The organism is Brevibacterium sp. ZH18 (assembly GCF_022748595.1).
In the GTDB taxonomy this organism is placed as follows: Bacteria; Actinomycetota; Actinomycetes; order Actinomycetales; family Brevibacteriaceae; genus Brevibacterium.
In genome coordinates, this window is the sequence record NZ_JALDSX010000001.1 from 156,660 (window position 1) to 171,286 (window position 14,627).

At 67.0% G+C, this 14,627-nt stretch carries 15 protein-coding genes and 1 tRNA gene; 13 read left to right on the top strand and 3 right to left on the bottom strand.

Features of this window, described 5'->3' with window-relative positions; translation table 11 throughout:
* Positions 1-226 precede the first annotated feature (226 nt).
* Positions 227-1,126, top strand: coding sequence for a hypothetical protein (locus MPN20_RS17445; RefSeq protein WP_306609693.1), 900 nt, complete (start codon positions 227-229; stop codon positions 1,124-1,126).
* Positions 1,127-1,144: 18 nt separating this feature from the next.
* Here MPN20_RS17445 and MPN20_RS00765 read toward each other — a convergent pair whose 3' ends face one another.
* Entirely contained in the window at positions 1,145-1,447 is a 303-nt protein-coding gene (locus MPN20_RS00765) for a hypothetical protein (protein WP_206516268.1), read from the bottom strand.
* 49 nt (positions 1,448-1,496) lie between these two features.
* Positions 1,497-2,918, bottom strand: a complete 1,422-nt coding sequence (gene merA, locus MPN20_RS00770) for a mercury(II) reductase (RefSeq protein WP_101544608.1) — start codon at positions 2,916-2,918, stop codon at positions 1,497-1,499.
* A 105-nt stretch (positions 2,919-3,023) separates the two neighbouring features.
* Between merA and MPN20_RS00775 the strand changes: the two genes are divergently transcribed.
* The 12 genes from MPN20_RS00775 to MPN20_RS00830 all read left to right on the top strand — a co-directional run bounded on the left by MPN20_RS00775 (position 3,024) and on the right by MPN20_RS00830 (position 13,095).
* Positions 3,024-3,413 (top strand): heavy metal-responsive transcriptional regulator, encoded by a 390-nt coding sequence (locus MPN20_RS00775; protein WP_006215441.1) that lies wholly within the window; start codon positions 3,024-3,026, stop codon positions 3,411-3,413.
* 38 nt (positions 3,414-3,451) lie between these two features.
* Complete coding sequence (locus MPN20_RS00780; RefSeq protein WP_115614075.1) at positions 3,452-3,871, top strand: plasmid mobilization relaxosome protein MobC; 420 nt, start codon at positions 3,452-3,454, stop codon at positions 3,869-3,871.
* Between the two features lie 11 nt (positions 3,872-3,882).
* A complete protein-coding gene (locus tag MPN20_RS00785; protein ID WP_164743173.1) occupies positions 3,883-5,067 on the top strand; it encodes a relaxase/mobilization nuclease domain-containing protein in 1,185 nt (394 codons plus the stop codon).
* Positions 5,018-5,560 (top strand): hypothetical protein, encoded by a 543-nt coding sequence (locus MPN20_RS00790; protein WP_180954352.1) that lies wholly within the window; start codon positions 5,018-5,020, stop codon positions 5,558-5,560. The genes MPN20_RS00785 and MPN20_RS00790 overlap by 50 nt, the downstream gene beginning before the upstream one ends.
* An 88-nt stretch (positions 5,561-5,648) precedes the next feature.
* Positions 5,649-6,017 carry a metalloregulator ArsR/SmtB family transcription factor gene (locus tag MPN20_RS00795; protein WP_094454062.1) on the top strand — a complete coding sequence of 123 codons (369 nt, stop codon included), beginning with the start codon at positions 5,649-5,651 and terminating at the stop codon, positions 6,015-6,017.
* Positions 6,014-7,978, top strand: a complete 1,965-nt coding sequence (locus tag MPN20_RS00800) for a cation-translocating P-type ATPase (protein WP_127362084.1) — start codon at positions 6,014-6,016, stop codon at positions 7,976-7,978. Before MPN20_RS00795 ends, MPN20_RS00800 begins: the two co-directional genes overlap by 4 nt.
* A gap of 12 nt (positions 7,979-7,990) precedes the next feature.
* Positions 7,991-8,293: a thioredoxin family protein gene (locus tag MPN20_RS00805; protein WP_127364313.1), complete on the top strand. Its 303-nt coding sequence runs from the start codon at positions 7,991-7,993 to the stop codon at positions 8,291-8,293.
* A 143-nt stretch (positions 8,294-8,436) separates the two neighbouring features.
* Complete coding sequence (locus MPN20_RS00810) at positions 8,437-9,246, top strand: LLM class flavin-dependent oxidoreductase (RefSeq protein ID WP_242778165.1); 810 nt, start codon at positions 8,437-8,439, stop codon at positions 9,244-9,246.
* Positions 9,247-9,411: 165 nt separating this feature from the next.
* Positions 9,412-10,929, top strand: a complete 1,518-nt coding sequence (locus MPN20_RS00815; RefSeq protein WP_242778249.1) for an MFS transporter — start codon at positions 9,412-9,414, stop codon at positions 10,927-10,929.
* An 84-nt stretch (positions 10,930-11,013) separates the two neighbouring features.
* On the top strand, positions 11,014-12,273 hold the full coding sequence (locus tag MPN20_RS00820; protein ID WP_242778168.1) for an EAL domain-containing protein: 1,260 nt from the start codon (positions 11,014-11,016) through the stop codon (positions 12,271-12,273).
* Positions 12,274-12,366: 93 nt separating this feature from the next.
* Positions 12,367-12,440, top strand: a tRNA-Ile gene (locus MPN20_RS00825).
* A gap of 163 nt (positions 12,441-12,603) precedes the next feature.
* Positions 12,604-13,095, top strand: a complete 492-nt coding sequence (locus MPN20_RS00830; protein ID WP_242778252.1) for a DUF3145 domain-containing protein — start codon at positions 12,604-12,606, stop codon at positions 13,093-13,095.
* A 250-nt stretch (positions 13,096-13,345) separates the two neighbouring features.
* Here the strand turns inward: MPN20_RS00830 and MPN20_RS00835 are convergent, their stop codons facing one another.
* Positions 13,346-14,590 (bottom strand): beta-ketoacyl-[acyl-carrier-protein] synthase family protein, encoded by a 1,245-nt coding sequence (locus tag MPN20_RS00835; protein WP_242778171.1) that lies wholly within the window; start codon positions 14,588-14,590, stop codon positions 13,346-13,348.
* Positions 14,591-14,627 lie beyond the last annotated feature (37 nt).

The following is a 14,627-nucleotide window of genomic DNA, read 5'->3' on the forward strand; positions in this document are numbered from 1 at the left end:
CTCGACGACGCCGGGGAACGTGTGCCGAGGATGCGGCTGCACAGCCCCGTCAGCAAGAAGGGCAAGCGCGCCGGGCAGGAGACCTGGACGCTCTACATCGAGGACCGCCGCGGCGAGTCCGGCCGCGCCGATCGCCGCAAACGCGCGAGCGCGCTCTCGGCGGACTTCACCCCGGAGGGCGCGCAGGCGTTCTTCGACTACCACCAGCAGCAGAAGGAGCAGGAACATGAGCGCAGCGCTCGACAGGCTGAAGCAGCAGAACGGGCCCGTGCAGTCGCCGCAGCCGCTCGGCAGTCCGGAGACGATGGAGCTGTTGACCTCGATCCTCGCCGCCGTCGAGGCGCAGAATACGAGGATTGCCACGCTGACCGAGCAGCAGAAGAAGCTCGCGGGGTTCGTGAAGGTCATGGACGAGGAGACGACGAGGCGGCTGGAGCGGATCACGACCCCGGCGTCGACCTCCTCGCCCTCCAGCGACGTGTCCGCGAGGATCGCGAGTATCGAGAGCAGGCAGAACGAGATCGCGAGCACGCTCGGCAAGTTCGCGCAGAGTCTCAACGGCGAGAGCTTGAACGCCGCGTCGCGAACCTTGGTCGCGGAGGCGCAGAAGAATCGCGCGGCTACGGCCTCGGCGATTGAGGGTCTGAAGGTGCAGGCCACAACGAACCAGAAGCTTGTGAGCCAGGTCGGCGGCGTGGTGCAGCGGATCGAGAAGCGTACTGAGGAGCGGGTCGAGAAGGCCGTCGAGCAGGTCGCCGGGGAGGCCTCGGCCACGATGACCGCGAACCTCGACGCCTCGAACGAGCGCGCCGAGCGGATCATGGCGGCGACGGCGAAGCTCGAAGCGCGTCAGCTCTGGTCGGCCGCCGCTGCGATGTGCCTCGCCCTGCTGCCGGTGGTCGTGGTCGTCGCCGGGCTCTGGATGGGCATCGCCGGTCTCATCACGGGCGCTCAGTGGGCGCTCGACGTGGACGGGCGCATCTGGCTCGGCATCGGGCGCTGGCTCGTGGTCTCCGTGGGTCTCGCCGGGGCCGGCTACGGGCTCTTCGCGTCCGTCCGCTCGGCCGCCGGTCTCGCGGAGACGTGGAAGGGTCGCGGGGTGCCGAAGTGGCCGAGGTGGCGATGATGGCTGGATCCGCTCGAGCTACCGGTTCCGATCAGCGGTCGAAGGATTTTCGCAGCAGCCGGTCCTGCGGCCTCGGTGCCGCCGCCCTAACCTGACGAGCATCCCCGCCGTGACGGCCATCACGACGGCGATCCCGGCACCGATGATCCAGGGGTTACCGAGGAGCCCACCGACGCCCGCGAGTGCTCCGCCCGCCGCGATGAGCGGCAGGCCGCAACAGAGCAGCAACGGAAGCGCGCAGCATGCCAGCAAGAGCAGTCCGGTCCCTGCAGCGACGACGGGACCGGCGCGCCGTTCGTCGCGGTCCTGATCGGCGCCCATCGTCTGCACCTCTTCAGGATGAGATCTCCCCGATTGCCTGCGTTGCCGGTCATGCGCAGCACGACAGCAGCGACGGGTCGGTGGTGAAGGCCTTCGCGGCGATCCGGATGCCCTCGGCCATTGTCAGGTAGGGAGCCCAGGCGTCGGCGATCTCGGCGACGGTCTTGCCGAGCACGTGGACACCGGCGGCGGCGAGCTCTCCGGCGTCCTTGGCGACGGCGGTCAGGCCGAGGATCTCGTTCGTGTCGGCGTTCACGACGATCTTGATGAACCCGCGGGTGTCGCGGTTGACCAGCGCGCGGGGCACGTGGTGCAGCGGCAGGACGCGGCAATCGCAGCGGATCCCCGCAGCAAGCACTTCCTTCTCGGTCATCCCGACCGCTCCGATCGCGGGCCCGGTGAACGTCACCCGCGGCAGGCGGGAATAGTCGACGGCACGATCGGCGTCGGCGAACGCGTTCTCGGCGACGAGGGTGCCGTGGTGGGCGGCGACGTAGACGAACTCGGGGTGCCCGGTCACGTCGCCCGCGGCCCAGATCCGCGGGTTCGAGGACCGCAGCCGGTCGGAGACGACCACCTCGCCGGAGTCCCCGGTCTTCACCCCGACCGCATCGAGGTTCAGGCCATCGGTGACGGGACGGCGTCCGAGGGCGACGAGCACCTGCTCGGCGCGGAACTCCTGCGAGTCGCCGGACACGTCGGCGGTCACGACGGCCTCGCCTCCCGTGCCGCGGGAGACCCGGGTGGGCACCACGCGGCGGACGACGCGGATGCCTTCGTCGGCGAACGCCTCCTGAAGCGCCTTGGACACCTCCGGCTCCTCCTTCGAGGCGAGCCGGGACCGCACCAGCAGCGTGACCTGCGAGCCGAGGCGAGCGAATAGCTGCGCCTGCTCCAGGGCGACGTAGCCGCCGCCGAGTACCAGCAACGACTCAGGAACCTCAGCGAGTTCCATTGCCGTGGTCGAGGTCAGGTACCCGGTCTCCTCCAGGCCGTCGATCGGCGGAGCCCACGGGCGAGAACCAGTCGCGACCAGGAAGTGGTCGGCCTCGATGGTCTCGACCGTCCCGTCGCCGGCGATGATCTCCAGTACCGGGGCGTCTGGGCCGCCGGCGAACGATGCATCGCCGCGGCGGACCTGCCAGCCGTAGGAGTCGGCGACGTCGGCGTACTTCTCGCCGCGCAGCGACTCGACCAGCGCCTGCTTCCCGGCGATCAGCGCAGGCATGTCCACTGTCTCAGCCGTCGCCGCGATCCCCGGGAACCGGCCTGAAGCGTCGGCGGCGACGTGACGGGCGTCGGCAGCGGCGATGAGGGCCTTCGACGGCACGCAGCCGGTGTTCACGCAGGTGCCGCCGAGCGTCCCGCGCTCGATCATCACCACCGACTTGCCGAGCGTGGTCGCACGGATGGCGGCGGCGAATGCTCCGCCTCCGGATCCGATGATGGCGAGGTCGTACTTGGTAGGCATCGCTGCTCCTGTCAGTCCTTGGCTTTCTGCTCTGTCTCAGCCATACTGGACCTTCCAGTGCAGGGGAAGGTCAAGCCTGCTCCTGCCGAACGATCGGAGGCCGCGATGCGCATCGGAGAACTCGCCGAACGCGCGGGCACCACGGCGAAGACGCTCCGCTTCTACGAGGGGCAGGGGCTGCTTCCGCCGGCCGAGCGCACGCAGTCCGGCTATCGCGACTACGCACCCGAGACGGTCGCCCGGATCGACTTCGTCCACCGCGGCCAGGCCGCGGGCCTCACCCTCGCCCAGATCCGCCAGATCCTCGACATCCGCGACGGCGGCCATGCGCCCTGCGAGCACGTGCGCGACCTGCTTGACGTGCGCCTCGCTGAGATCGAGCAGCAGATCGCGCAGCTCTCCGTGCTGCGCGACACTATCGCGGACCTCAGACAGGACGCCGCGCACCCGGACCCTGAAACGTGCAGCACCGATCAAGTGTGTAGGTACTTGTAGACGACGGTAGCCAATGACTCCAACGCTACAACCCCGATATGCGCTACAAGTACCCTGCTGGCCCTGACCGTACGGCTCCCAACACCAATGATGGTCATGGAGTCGATGAGCCCCAGGCGAATCGCGACGTGAGCATCGACGTGCGGGTCACGAATGCGGAGGGCGAAGCGGTTCGGCGACGTGCTCGCAGGCTCGGCGTGAAGCCGAGCAAATGGGTACGCACGGTCATTCTCGACGCCCTGGACTCCCGCCGGGACGGTCTCGGGCATCTAGAGGTCGCGGCGGCCTCCACGCCGTCGCCGGAGCTGGGTCAGGCGGTCGAGCAGGTGCGCCGAATCGGGATCAACCTGAACCAGGCGGTGCGTCGCGGTGGTGCCCTCGACGACGATCTGCTGCGCGAGGTCATGGAATCGATGGATGCCGTGCGGGCACAGCTCGGGGATCGGACGGCGCTATAAGTACGGTCAACGTGAAGCCGTCGCGGTCCGCCAGCGACTCGGTCGGGTACGCGCTGTACGGCAACGACAAGGACAAGCGCACAGGCCACGTCCAGACCGGCACCGATCGTGCCGCAGCGATGTCGTGCTCGGTGGAGTCGCCGTGGGCCTTCGTCGCCCGCGCAGAGGCTCTGGCGAGGGCCCACGGGCGGAAGAACGAGCTGTACTCGTACACGCAGAATTTCTCGCCGGACGAGTTCGGCAAGAACGACCGGGGGCACGTGCAGCGGGTCAATGAGCTGGGCGTGAAGCTCGCGGAGCGGATGCACTCGGCCGATCACCTCGTGGTCACCCACGCCGACTCGGCCGGCGGGCACCTGCACAACCACATCTACGTCATCAACCACGACAACCTCACCGGGAAGTCGCTGCAGCGGAACACGTCGTGGAAGAACGGCCTGCGCCAGGCCAACGACGAACTGATGCAAGACGAGGGGTGCCAGGTCCTCCCGTCGCCGGAGCAAGCAAAGCCGGACTGGTCGCAGCGCCGGGAGGACTTCGCGTCAGGCGGATTCGAGCGCATCCTCGGGGACAAGGTCGCCGCCTCGCTGCGGGACAAGCGGTCAGTGGACCGGGCGGGATTCACCGAGGTACTCGACGAGCATGGCGTCGCCCTCGCAGAGACCCAGCGTGACGGCTGGACGTACAAGATGCGCCGGGCCGACAACGGCAAGCTCGGCCGGAAGAAAGCATCCGGGCTGACGCCCGAGTTCACCGCCGAGGGCGCACAGCAAATCTTCGAGTTCCACGAGAACAACCGACCGAAGGAGCAGAGCAATGAGCATTCTCGACGAGATGAGGAACGAGCAGCAGGAGACCGAGCCGAGCTCGACGGCGTCGAATCTGTCGGAGCCTACGAACGCCGACGTCATCGCAGCGGTCAACAGGCAGACGAAGGCCGTGAACGGACTGAAGTCGTATCTGCGGATCGCGATCGAGGAAACCGTCAAGGAGGAGCTGAAGGGCCTGCCGTCGACCTTGCAGCCGTCCGTCAACAAGTCGCCGCAGATCGAGAGCGTCGAGAGCAGACTGAGCGAGATCGAGAGCACGCTCAGAGAGTTCGCGCAGAGTCTCGACGGGAAGCAGCTGCAGAGCGCCTCGCAGAGCTTGATCGCCGAAGCGCAAATGAATCGAGCAGCTACGGCCTCGGCGGCTGAGAAGCTCCAGTCCCTGGCCGAGGACAACCAGAAGCTCGTGAGCCAGGTCGGCGGTGCCGTGCAGCGGATCGAGAAGCGCACCGAGGAGCGGGTCGAGAAGGCGGTCGAGCAGGTCGCCGGGGAGGCCTCGGCCACGATGACGGCGAACATCGACGCGTCGAACGAGCGCGCCGAGCGGATCATCGCCGCCACGGCGACGCTGGGGGCCCGTCAGCTCTGGTCGGTCGCCGCGGCGATGTGCCTCGCCCTCCTGCCGGTGGTCGTGGTCGTCGCCGGGCTCTGGATGGGCATCGCCGGGCTCATCACGGGCGCTCAGTGGGCGGTGGACGTGGACGGGAGCGTGTGGCTCGGGATCGGGCGCTGGCTCGCGGTCGGCGCTGGCCTCGCCGGGGCCGGTTACGCCCTCTTCGCGTCCGTGCGTTGGGTCGCCGGCTTGGTGGAGACGTGGAAGGGCCGCGGGATGCCGACGTGGCCGAGCTGGCGCAAGAGGTGACCGCGATTCCCGAGGGCAAGCGCGCGGAGCGCGTGCGGCAGCCCCTGCATCTGGACGATTGGTCAGCGTGCACTGTATAGTTCAGTGCATGCTGACTATTGCTTCGCGCCTCGACGTCATGAACCGGCTTGGCCGGGCCATGGCCGACCCGACGCGCTCCAAGATCCTGATGTCCCTGCTCGACGGCCCGAGCCACCCTGCCGTGCTGTCGCGCGAGCTGGGGCTGACGCGCTCGAACGTGTCCAACCACCTGACGTGCCTGCGCGACTGCGGGATCGTGGTCGCCGAGCCCGAGGGCCGCCAGACCCGCTACGAGATCGCCGACCCGCACCTGGCCGGGGCGCTGACGGCGCTGGTGGACGTCACGCTCGCGGTGGACGAGAGCGCGCCGTGCATCGACCCGCACTGTTCGGTGCCCGGCTGCTGCGCCGCGACCGGTTCAGGGGACGCCTCGTGAGCGCCGCCTGCGGCTGCGACGAGCCGACCACCAGTGCCGCCGAAGAGGCCGAGGAGGCCGAGCGCCCGTGGTGGCGCGATCCGGGTCTGGTGGTGCCGATCCTCTCCGGCGTCGCGTTCGGCACCGGCCTGGTGCTGGAGTGGTCGGGACTGCACGTCGCGGCGCTGGTCGCGTTCTGGGCGGGCCTGCTGCTGGGCGCGTACACGTTCGTGCCCGGCGCTCTGCGGAACCTGTTCGTCAAGCGGAAGCTGGGGATCGCGCTGCTGATGACGATCAGCGCCGTCGGCGCAGTGATCCTCGGCTACGCCGAGGAGGCCGCCGCACTGGCGTTCCTCTACTCGATCGCCGAGGCCCTGGAGGACAAGGCGATGGACCGCGCCCGCGGGGGCCTGCGCGCGCTGCTGAAGCTTGTGCCGGAGACCGCGACCGTGCTGCGCGACGATGCCTCGGTCGAAGTCCCGGCCAAGGAGATCGCCGTCGGCGACGTGCTGCTGGTCCGCCCCGGCGAGCGGGTCGCGACCGACGGGACTGTCCGGTCCGGTCGCTCCAGCTTGGACACCTCGGCGATCACCGGCGAGTCGATCCCGGTCGAGGTCGCCCCCGATGACGCAGTGTCGGCGGGCGCGATCAACACCGCCGGGGTCCTGGAGGTCGAGGCGACCGCGGCGGGCACCGACAACTCGCTGACCACCATCGTGGAGCTGGTCGAGCAGGCCCAGACCGAGAAGGGCGAACGCGCGCGCATCGCCGACCGGATCGCCCGTCCGCTGGTGCCCGGCGTGATGGTCCTCGCCGTCCTGGTCGGCGTGCTCGGCTCGCTGCTCGGCGACCCGGAGACCTGGATCACCCGCGCCCTGGTCGTGCTCGTCGCGGCCAGCCCGTGCGCGCTGGCGATCGCGGTGCCCGTCACGGTGGTGTCCGCGATCGGGGCTGCGACGAAGTTCGGCGTCGTCATCAAGAGCGGTGCCGCCTTCGAGCGCCTCGGCGGCATCCGCCACCTCGCCGTGGACAAGACCGGCACCCTGACCCGCAACCGGCCCGAGGTCACCGCCGTCGTCGCCGCCGACTGCTTCGACGACGCGCAGGTGCTCGCCTGGGCCGCGGCGGTGGAGCAGCACTCGACGCACCCTCTCGCCGCCGCCATCGCCGCCGCGGGCCAGGGAGCCCCCGCCGCGCAAGAGGTGACGGAGGAGGCCGGCCACGGCATCGGCGGCACCGTCGACGGCCTCCGGGTGAGCGTGGGCAGCCCCCGCTGGATCGACGCCGGACCGCTCAAGGCCCGGGTCGAGGACCTGGAGGCCGAGGGCCAGACCTGCGTGCTCGTCACCGTCGACGGCCGCCTGGCCGGGGCGATCGGGGTCCGCGACGAGCTGCGCCCCGAGGTCCCCGACGTCGTGCGCACGCTGAAGAGCCAGGGCGTCGAGGTGAGCATGCTCACCGGAGACAACGCCCGCACCGCCCACGCCCTGGCGCAGATCGCCGGGATCGGCGACGTGCACGCCGAGCTGCGGCCGGAGGGCAAGGCCCGCATCGTGGCCCAGCTCTCCGAGCAGTCACCCACCGCGATGATCGGCGACGGCATCAACGACGCCCCCGCCCTGGCCGGTGCGACCGTGGGCATCGCGATGGGCGCGACCGGCTCCGACGCCGCGATAGAGTCCGCCGACGTCGCCTTCACCGGACACGACCTCGGCCTGATCCCGCAGGCGCTGCGGCACGCCCGCCGCGGCCGGGCGATCATGAACCAGAACATCGTGTTGTCCCTGGCGATCATCACCGTGCTGCTGCCGCTGGCCATCACCGGCGTGCTCGGCCTGGCCGCAGTCGTGCTCGTCCACGAGGTCGCCGAGGTCGTCGTCATCGCCAACGGGCTGCGCGCCGCGCGTGCCCGCAAGAGCCAAGCGGCGGCCGCGTCGCCTGAGACGGCGTCACCGGCCGCGGTCCGCGCGGACAGAGCCTGAGAGGAGTGGATCATGGAGATCACGTTGCAGTACTTCGACGGGTGCCCGAACTGGGAGGTGCTCGACCGGCGGCTCACCGAGGCCCTCGACGGCCGATCGGCCGTCCGCGTCGTGCATCAACGAGTCGAGACTGCCGAGGACGCCGCCCGCCTCGGGTTCCACGGGTCCCCGACCGTCCTCATTGACGGTTCCGACCCCTTCGCCGACGAGCACACGCCGGTGGAGCTCGCCTGTCGAGTGTTCCGCACTCCTGCCGGGCTGGCTGGTTCGCCCACCGTCGATCAGCTGCGCGAAGTACTTGATGCGCCTCTATGAGGGTGGAGCACCGCCGGGTTGCGCGATCATCGCACCGACGCTCAGCGCAGGAAGAGCCGCCTTCATCGAAAACCAGCCAGGATTGCCGTCAGCGTTGTGCTGTAAAGCGCGCCGACGCTGACAACGGGTGCTACAACCCGGGCATGCGCTACGAGAATCCGCTCTACCTCGCCGAGGAGGCGGGCGCACTCGACCTGCTCTCGGGCGGGAGAGTCGCACTTGGCATCAGTCGGGGATCACCGGAACCCGCACAGCGCGGGTGGGAGTCCTTCGGCTACAACGACCCCGATGATGTCAAGGGCGCAGTCATGGCCCGCGAGAAATTCGCAACCTTCATGTCCGCGATCCGGGGCGAGAAGCTCGCACCGGCGGATCCTGCGCAGTTCGTTCCCGGTGCCAGGCTCGCCGTCGAGCCACACTCGCCGGGACTCGAGCAGCGGATCTGGTGGGGCGCGGGTACGGCGGCAACAGCCGAGTGGGCTGCGACACAGGGAGTGAACATGATGAGTTCGACCCTGCTCACCGAAGCCACAGGCGCGAGTTTCGGCGAACTCCAGCGCGAGCAGATCGACCGTTACCGCGCAGCATGGAAGGAAGCCGGGCACACGTGGACCCCGAGGGTCTCGGTGAGTCGCAGCATCTTTCCGATCACGACGAACCTCGATGACCTCTACTTCGGTCGCCGTTCGGGCGGGGAATCCGATCAGATCGGCATCATCGACGGAGCACGTTCGACCTTCGGCAAGACCTATGCCGCGGAGCCCGACAAACTCATCGAGGCGCTCAAGGCCGACCCCGCTGTCGCAGCCGCGGATACGGTTCTCATGACCATCCCCAGTCAACTCGGCGTCGACTACAACCTCCACATCCTCGAATCCTTCGCCGCTCATGTCGCACCAGCACTGGGGTGGGAGCCGAACACGGTAGGACCGGTCACCGGCATCGCCGACTGACGCAGTCATCGGACGTCACCGGATGTTCGCCTGTCGGACACGAAATGCACGTATGATGAGACAAGCTTCCCTTTGGGGAGCATCGATTCGACGTCGCTTCGTGCAGAAGCACTTGTGCGCGGCAGAGTCCTCGGCAGGGGTGATCACGTGAGCAGCAGACAGAGCATGAACCAGGTGCAGAGGCACATCCTGCTCATCGGTCTGGTTCCGCTCTTCATGTCTCTGCTTTCGGTCTCGATCATCAATGTGGTTCTGCCTGCGATCGAATCGGACCTCTCCGCCTCATCCTCGGCACTGCAGTGGGTGCTGACCGGCTATGCCCTGTCCTTCGGCGTCGTCCTCGTGGCCGCAGGTCGTGCAGGAGACGTCTTCGGGCGTGCCCAGCTATTCATGATGGGCGTGGGCCTCTTCGGCCTCGCCTCATTGGTCGCGGGCATCTCACCAGGTCCACTGACACTCAATATCGCGCGCGTGTTCATGGGGCTCGGTTCGGGCCTGCTCAACCCGCAGGTCGTCGGCCTCCTCCAGCAGTACTTCCAGGGACCGCAGCGTGGGCGTGCCTTCGGGCTCATGGGCACCACGGTCGGCCTGTCCGTGGCCATCGGTCCCGTCCTCGGCGGCGTCTTCATCGCCCTCTTCGGCAATGACCTCGGCTGGCGTTCTGCATTCCTCGTCAACGTCCCCATCGCCCTCGTGTCACTGATCCTGGCCAAGCGCTGGCTTCCCACGTCCGCGTGGCACCCCATCGCCCAGAACGATGGCGTCGATGGCAACGCAACGACCGCCTCGGCGGATGATTCCAGCGCCGAGGTGGGGGAGGACCCAGCATCGGGCGCGGACGCTGGTGCGGAGACCGCTTCGATCCGGCGCAGGGATCGTGACCTTGATCCCGTCGGTGTGCTTCTGCTGGGCATCGGCGTGCTCCTCGTGCTCCTGCCCTTCGTCGAGTCGTCCGTGGGCTGGTTCATCTGGCTCGCGCTGCCGCTCGGTCTGCTGACGATCTGGTCCTGGACCCGGTGGGAGCGCCGGTACCTCGCACGCGGTCGGGCGCCCATGGTCGATCTCAACCTGTTCCGAATCCGCAGCTTCAGCAACGGCTCGATCATCATCGCTCTCTACTTCATGGGAGTCACGAGCGTGTGGGTGCTCGTCGCGATGTACATGCAGCAGGGACAGGGGCACACAGCCCTGGCTGCCGGCATGATCGGTCTTCCGGCAGCGCTGCTCTCAGCACTGTCAGCCGACGTGTCCGGTCGGTTCGTCTTCCGTTTCGGCCGCAAGCTCGTCGTCTGGGGAATCCTCCTGTGCCTCATCGGACTCGCCTCGACCATCGTGGTGATATTCCTGCTCACGCTGGGCATCGGAAGCGAATGGTGGATGCTCCTGACCCTGTGTTTCATCGGAACGGCGCAGGGCATGGTCATCAGCCCGAACCAGACGCTGACGCTCCAAGAGGTGCCGTTGAAGTACGCCGGCTCCGCTGGCGGCGTGCTGCAGACAGGTCAGCGTATCGGCACATCGATGGGCCTGGCCATCATGACCGCGCTGGCCTTCGCCGTCACCGCTGCCAGCGACTGGAACGTCGGGATGATCGCCTCATTCCTGGCAATCACCGTTGTCGTCATTCTGGCGGGGATCGTTGGTCTGGCCGAGGTCAGGCGAGGTCGTACACGTCAGCTCTGAGCGCAATAATGTTACTGAATATAGACAATTGCGTGTGTCTCAATGTGGAAGACTGGCTACGCACGTTTGCCCACGGAAGGACATATGGTGGTTGAGGCTGTACACGACCAGGACCTCGCTCTCGAAGAGCTAGTGAGGTCCGGCGGGATCGAGACGTACTTCGCTCCCGTCGTCGATGTCTACACCCTCGACAAGGTGGGCTATCAGATCCTCCAGGCTCCTGTCGGGGATCCGGTGCTCGGGCACGCTGAATCCGAGAACCTCCGTCGTGCGATGTACGACTCGGCCCTGATCGGCGATATCGATGCCTCGCTGCGGGCGACCGCACTGCGCACCGCGGAGGCGGCGGGACTGCCCAAGTCGAATCGTCTCTTCCTCCATTCGGAGTCGGAATCCTTCGTCACCCTTGAGGACCGCGCCGGGGAGCCGGATCGCTCGGTGATTCTGCAGCTCGATGCTTCGCGCGTATCGTCCTCACCTGCCTCGGTGCTTCGTGCCGTCCGTCAGGCTCGCTCCATGGGATGGGGCGTGGGAATGTCATCGATCGGTGCGGATCTGCGCAGCACCTCGTTCGTGCCTCTGGTCAACCCTTCCGTCGTCGGACTGCACCCCGATGTGCTGCGGATCGACTGCGACTCCCATCTGGCCGAACTCAACCGCCTGCTCCATGCTCATCTCGAGCGCACCGGGGCAGTCATCCTCGCCGAGGGTGTGACCACCGAGGACGACCTCGACCGGGTTCGCGCGCTGGGGGCTCGGTTCATGACCGGTCCGTATTTCGGATCCGCCACCAAAGAGCCCACACCGTTCAGCGAACCGGTGGAAGACGGTCTGGTCGACCATCATTCGCGCAACAACCCAGCGTTGGGCACTCCCTACTCCATCGCGCAGGGACTTCGCCGCGAGCCTCTCGTGATGAACCGCGAGCTGCTCGTGGCTCAGATCGCCGCGCTCGAGGAGCGTGCCCTGGCTTCAGGCGCCACGACGGTTACGCTGGGCGTCTTCGGTGAGGACGAGACGGTCTCCCAAGCCACCCACGACCGGTACGAGCGTATTCGCGACACCGTCGGCCTGACCGCGATGTTCTCCGGCGGCTTCACCGAGTCACCGGTCCCCGGAGTCCGCACCGGCGTCGTCGACGCCTCGGACCCGATGCGCAATGAGCACGGAGTCGTCGTCGTAGGCCCTGACTGGTCCGGACTCGTCGCCGCCTCGAAGCGCAATGATCCGGGCAGTGACGGACAGACCGTCTTCGACGTCTTCATCACGACCGAACGCTATACATGTGTCGACGCTGCCCGCAGCGTCCTGACGCGCATTGCCCCGGTTGGTTCGACTCACTGAGCACTGCGAAGTCTGTCCCCTCGGCGAGGCTGATGCGTCTGCGTCAGGCGAATGGGTGCCGGCACTCAGTTGGTGTTAATCTGGTTTCTGCTCGCCCCCGTAGCTCAGCTGGTCAGAGCAGGGAACTCATAATTCTTTGGTCGCCGGTTCAAGTCCGGCCGGGGGCACCGACGATCGGGCACCATCCAGATTCAGCTTTCATTTCATAAGACCATGCGCCACCAGGCATTTCACTACTTGGCCTGGGCGTGATTCTCGTCTATCATGGGCAAAGTACCTCCATTCGGATCGTAGGGGAAGACGTATCCGAGGTAGGAGGCACAAATGGATATGACACAGGGCGTACTATTCGTCCACTCAGCACCTCGCGCGCTATGCCCGCATATTGAATGGGCAGCGGGCGGGGCAATCGGTGCTCAGGCACGCTTCGACTGGACACCCCAGCCGGCAGCACCAGGGCTCGTACGCGCTGAAGTCTGCTGGCGTGCGCCGGCGGGTTCAGGTGCACGCATCGCGTCCGCTCTGCGCGGATGGGACTCGTTGCGCTACGAAGTCACCGAAGAGCCCTCGGCCGGCGTAGACGGCGGCCGTTGGAGCCACACGCCTGATCTGGGCATCTATCACGCAGTCACTGACTCCGCGGGCAATATCCTCGTACCCGAAGATCGCATCCGTTCTGTCATGGAACGTGCTGCCGGTGATCCGAGCAGACTCTCCGCTGAGATGTCACTTGCCCTGGGCGAAGCCTGGGACGAAGAACTCGACGCCTTCCGCCATGCAGGCGATGGCGCACCGGTTCGTTGGCTGACCAAGGTCGGCTGATCACTGACTGACGACGGCCCGAACTCCACGGGCCTCACAGCAACGCCGCAATACGGCAATGGGCACACCAATCTACCTCTGGTGTGCCCATTGCCATGTCCGCAGACTTCCTCACCGTGTGGGCACTGCGCGCCAATGAACGAACCCACAACGCCTATGAACGAACCATGACAGCGACAGAAACAGAGACAGAGAGCCCGTACGAACACCGAGGTTCGTACGGGCCGTCTTGATCACTGAGGAGATCAGGTCACACAGACTTGAACGCAACGACGGCGTTGTGCCCGCCGAAGCCGAACGAGTTCGTGATCGCCGCGATGTCTCCGGAAGGCAGTTCCGCCGGAGTGTCGCGAACGATATTGATTCCAACGACGTTCGGGTCGACTTCCTCGATGTTGATCGTCGGGGGAGCGAGGCGGGTCTGCAGTGCCTTGACCGTGAGGATCGACTCGACAGCGCCGGTGCCACCCAAGAGGTGACCGGTCATCGACTTCGTCGCACTGATCAGAGCATCCGAGACGTGATCGCCGAGAAGCTCGGTGATGGCCACCGACTCGGGAATATCGCCGACAGGAGTCGAGGTCGCGTGCGCATTGACATGCTTGATGTCGGCGGCTTCGAGGCCACCAGCATCCAGTGCGTCCTGCATCGCACGCAGCGCGTACTTGCCGCCGGGTTCGCCGCCGGTAATGTGGTAGGCGTCGTTCGAGATTCCCCAGCTGGCAACCTCGGCGTAGATCTTGGCTCCACGAGCCTTCGCGTGCTCCTCGGTCTCGAGGATCAGCGTTCCGGCGCCCTCGCCCATGACGAAGCCGTCGCGGCCGACGTCGTAGGGTCGGGATGCCGTCTCAGGGGAGTCGGTGCGGCGTGACAGAGCCTGCATCGAATTGAACGCAGCAAGCGTGATGGGATGGATAGCGGCTTCTGATCCGCCGGCGATGACGATGTCAGCACGGCCGGAGGCCACGACGTCGTAGGCGTGTCCGAGGCTCTCCGTCGATGAGGCACAGGCGGAGACCATGGTCTGAACACCGGCGCGGGCCTTGAACTCCATGCCGATCGCGGCAGCGGGGCCGTTGGGCATGAGCATCGGGACCGTCAGCGGCATCACCCGACGAGGGCCTTCCGCCTGCAGGGTGTCCCAGGCGTCGAGCAGAGTCCAGACTCCGCCGATTCCTGTGGCCCATGAGACCGCGGTGCGGTCGGGGTCGGTCTCTTCGAGCCCTGCGTCAGCCATTGCTTCACGCGCAGAGATCAGAGCGAACTGGCTGGAGGGGTCAAGGCGCTTGGCCTGGACCCGCTTGAGGTTGTCGGGGACGACCTGAGGGTCGACCTGGGCGGCGAAGTCAACGGCGAGGCCGTACTTCTCGGACCAATCATTGTCCATTGTGTGGACGCCGGATTCGCCGGCCAGAACGGCTTGCCACGTGGCATCAGCCGTTGCGCCCAGCGGGGTTACCGCACCGATTCCGGTGACGACAACTTTAGGTGTCATGGTACAAACCTCGTCGATAGTGTCGATGGTGTGAACA

Bases quoted from the DNA above. Each gene is read 5' to 3' on its own strand.
- MPN20_RS17445 (WP_306609693.1), top strand. From the start codon at position 227: ATGAGCGCAGCGCTCGACAGGCTGAAGCAGCAGAACGGGCCCGTGCAG.
- MPN20_RS00765 (WP_206516268.1), bottom strand. From the start codon at position 1,447: ATGGGCGCCGATCAGGACCGCGACGAACGGCGCGCCGGTCCCGTCGTC.
- merA (WP_101544608.1), bottom strand. From the start codon at position 2,918: ATGCCTACCAAGTACGACCTCGCCATCATCGGATCCGGAGGCGGAGCA.
- MPN20_RS00775 (WP_006215441.1), top strand. From the start codon at position 3,024: ATGCGCATCGGAGAACTCGCCGAACGCGCGGGCACCACGGCGAAGACG.
- MPN20_RS00780 (WP_115614075.1), top strand. From the start codon at position 3,452: ATGCGCTACAAGTACCCTGCTGGCCCTGACCGTACGGCTCCCAACACC.
- MPN20_RS00795 (WP_094454062.1), top strand. From the start codon at position 5,649: ATGCTGACTATTGCTTCGCGCCTCGACGTCATGAACCGGCTTGGCCGG.
- MPN20_RS00805 (WP_127364313.1), top strand. From the start codon at position 7,991: ATGGAGATCACGTTGCAGTACTTCGACGGGTGCCCGAACTGGGAGGTG.
- MPN20_RS00810 (WP_242778165.1), top strand. From the start codon at position 8,437: ATGCGCTACGAGAATCCGCTCTACCTCGCCGAGGAGGCGGGCGCACTC.
- MPN20_RS00815 (WP_242778249.1), top strand. From the start codon at position 9,412: ATGAACCAGGTGCAGAGGCACATCCTGCTCATCGGTCTGGTTCCGCTC.
- MPN20_RS00820 (WP_242778168.1), top strand. From the start codon at position 11,014: ATGGTGGTTGAGGCTGTACACGACCAGGACCTCGCTCTCGAAGAGCTA.
- MPN20_RS00830 (WP_242778252.1), top strand. From the start codon at position 12,604: ATGACACAGGGCGTACTATTCGTCCACTCAGCACCTCGCGCGCTATGC.
- MPN20_RS00835 (WP_242778171.1), bottom strand. From the start codon at position 14,590: ATGACACCTAAAGTTGTCGTCACCGGAATCGGTGCGGTAACCCCGCTG.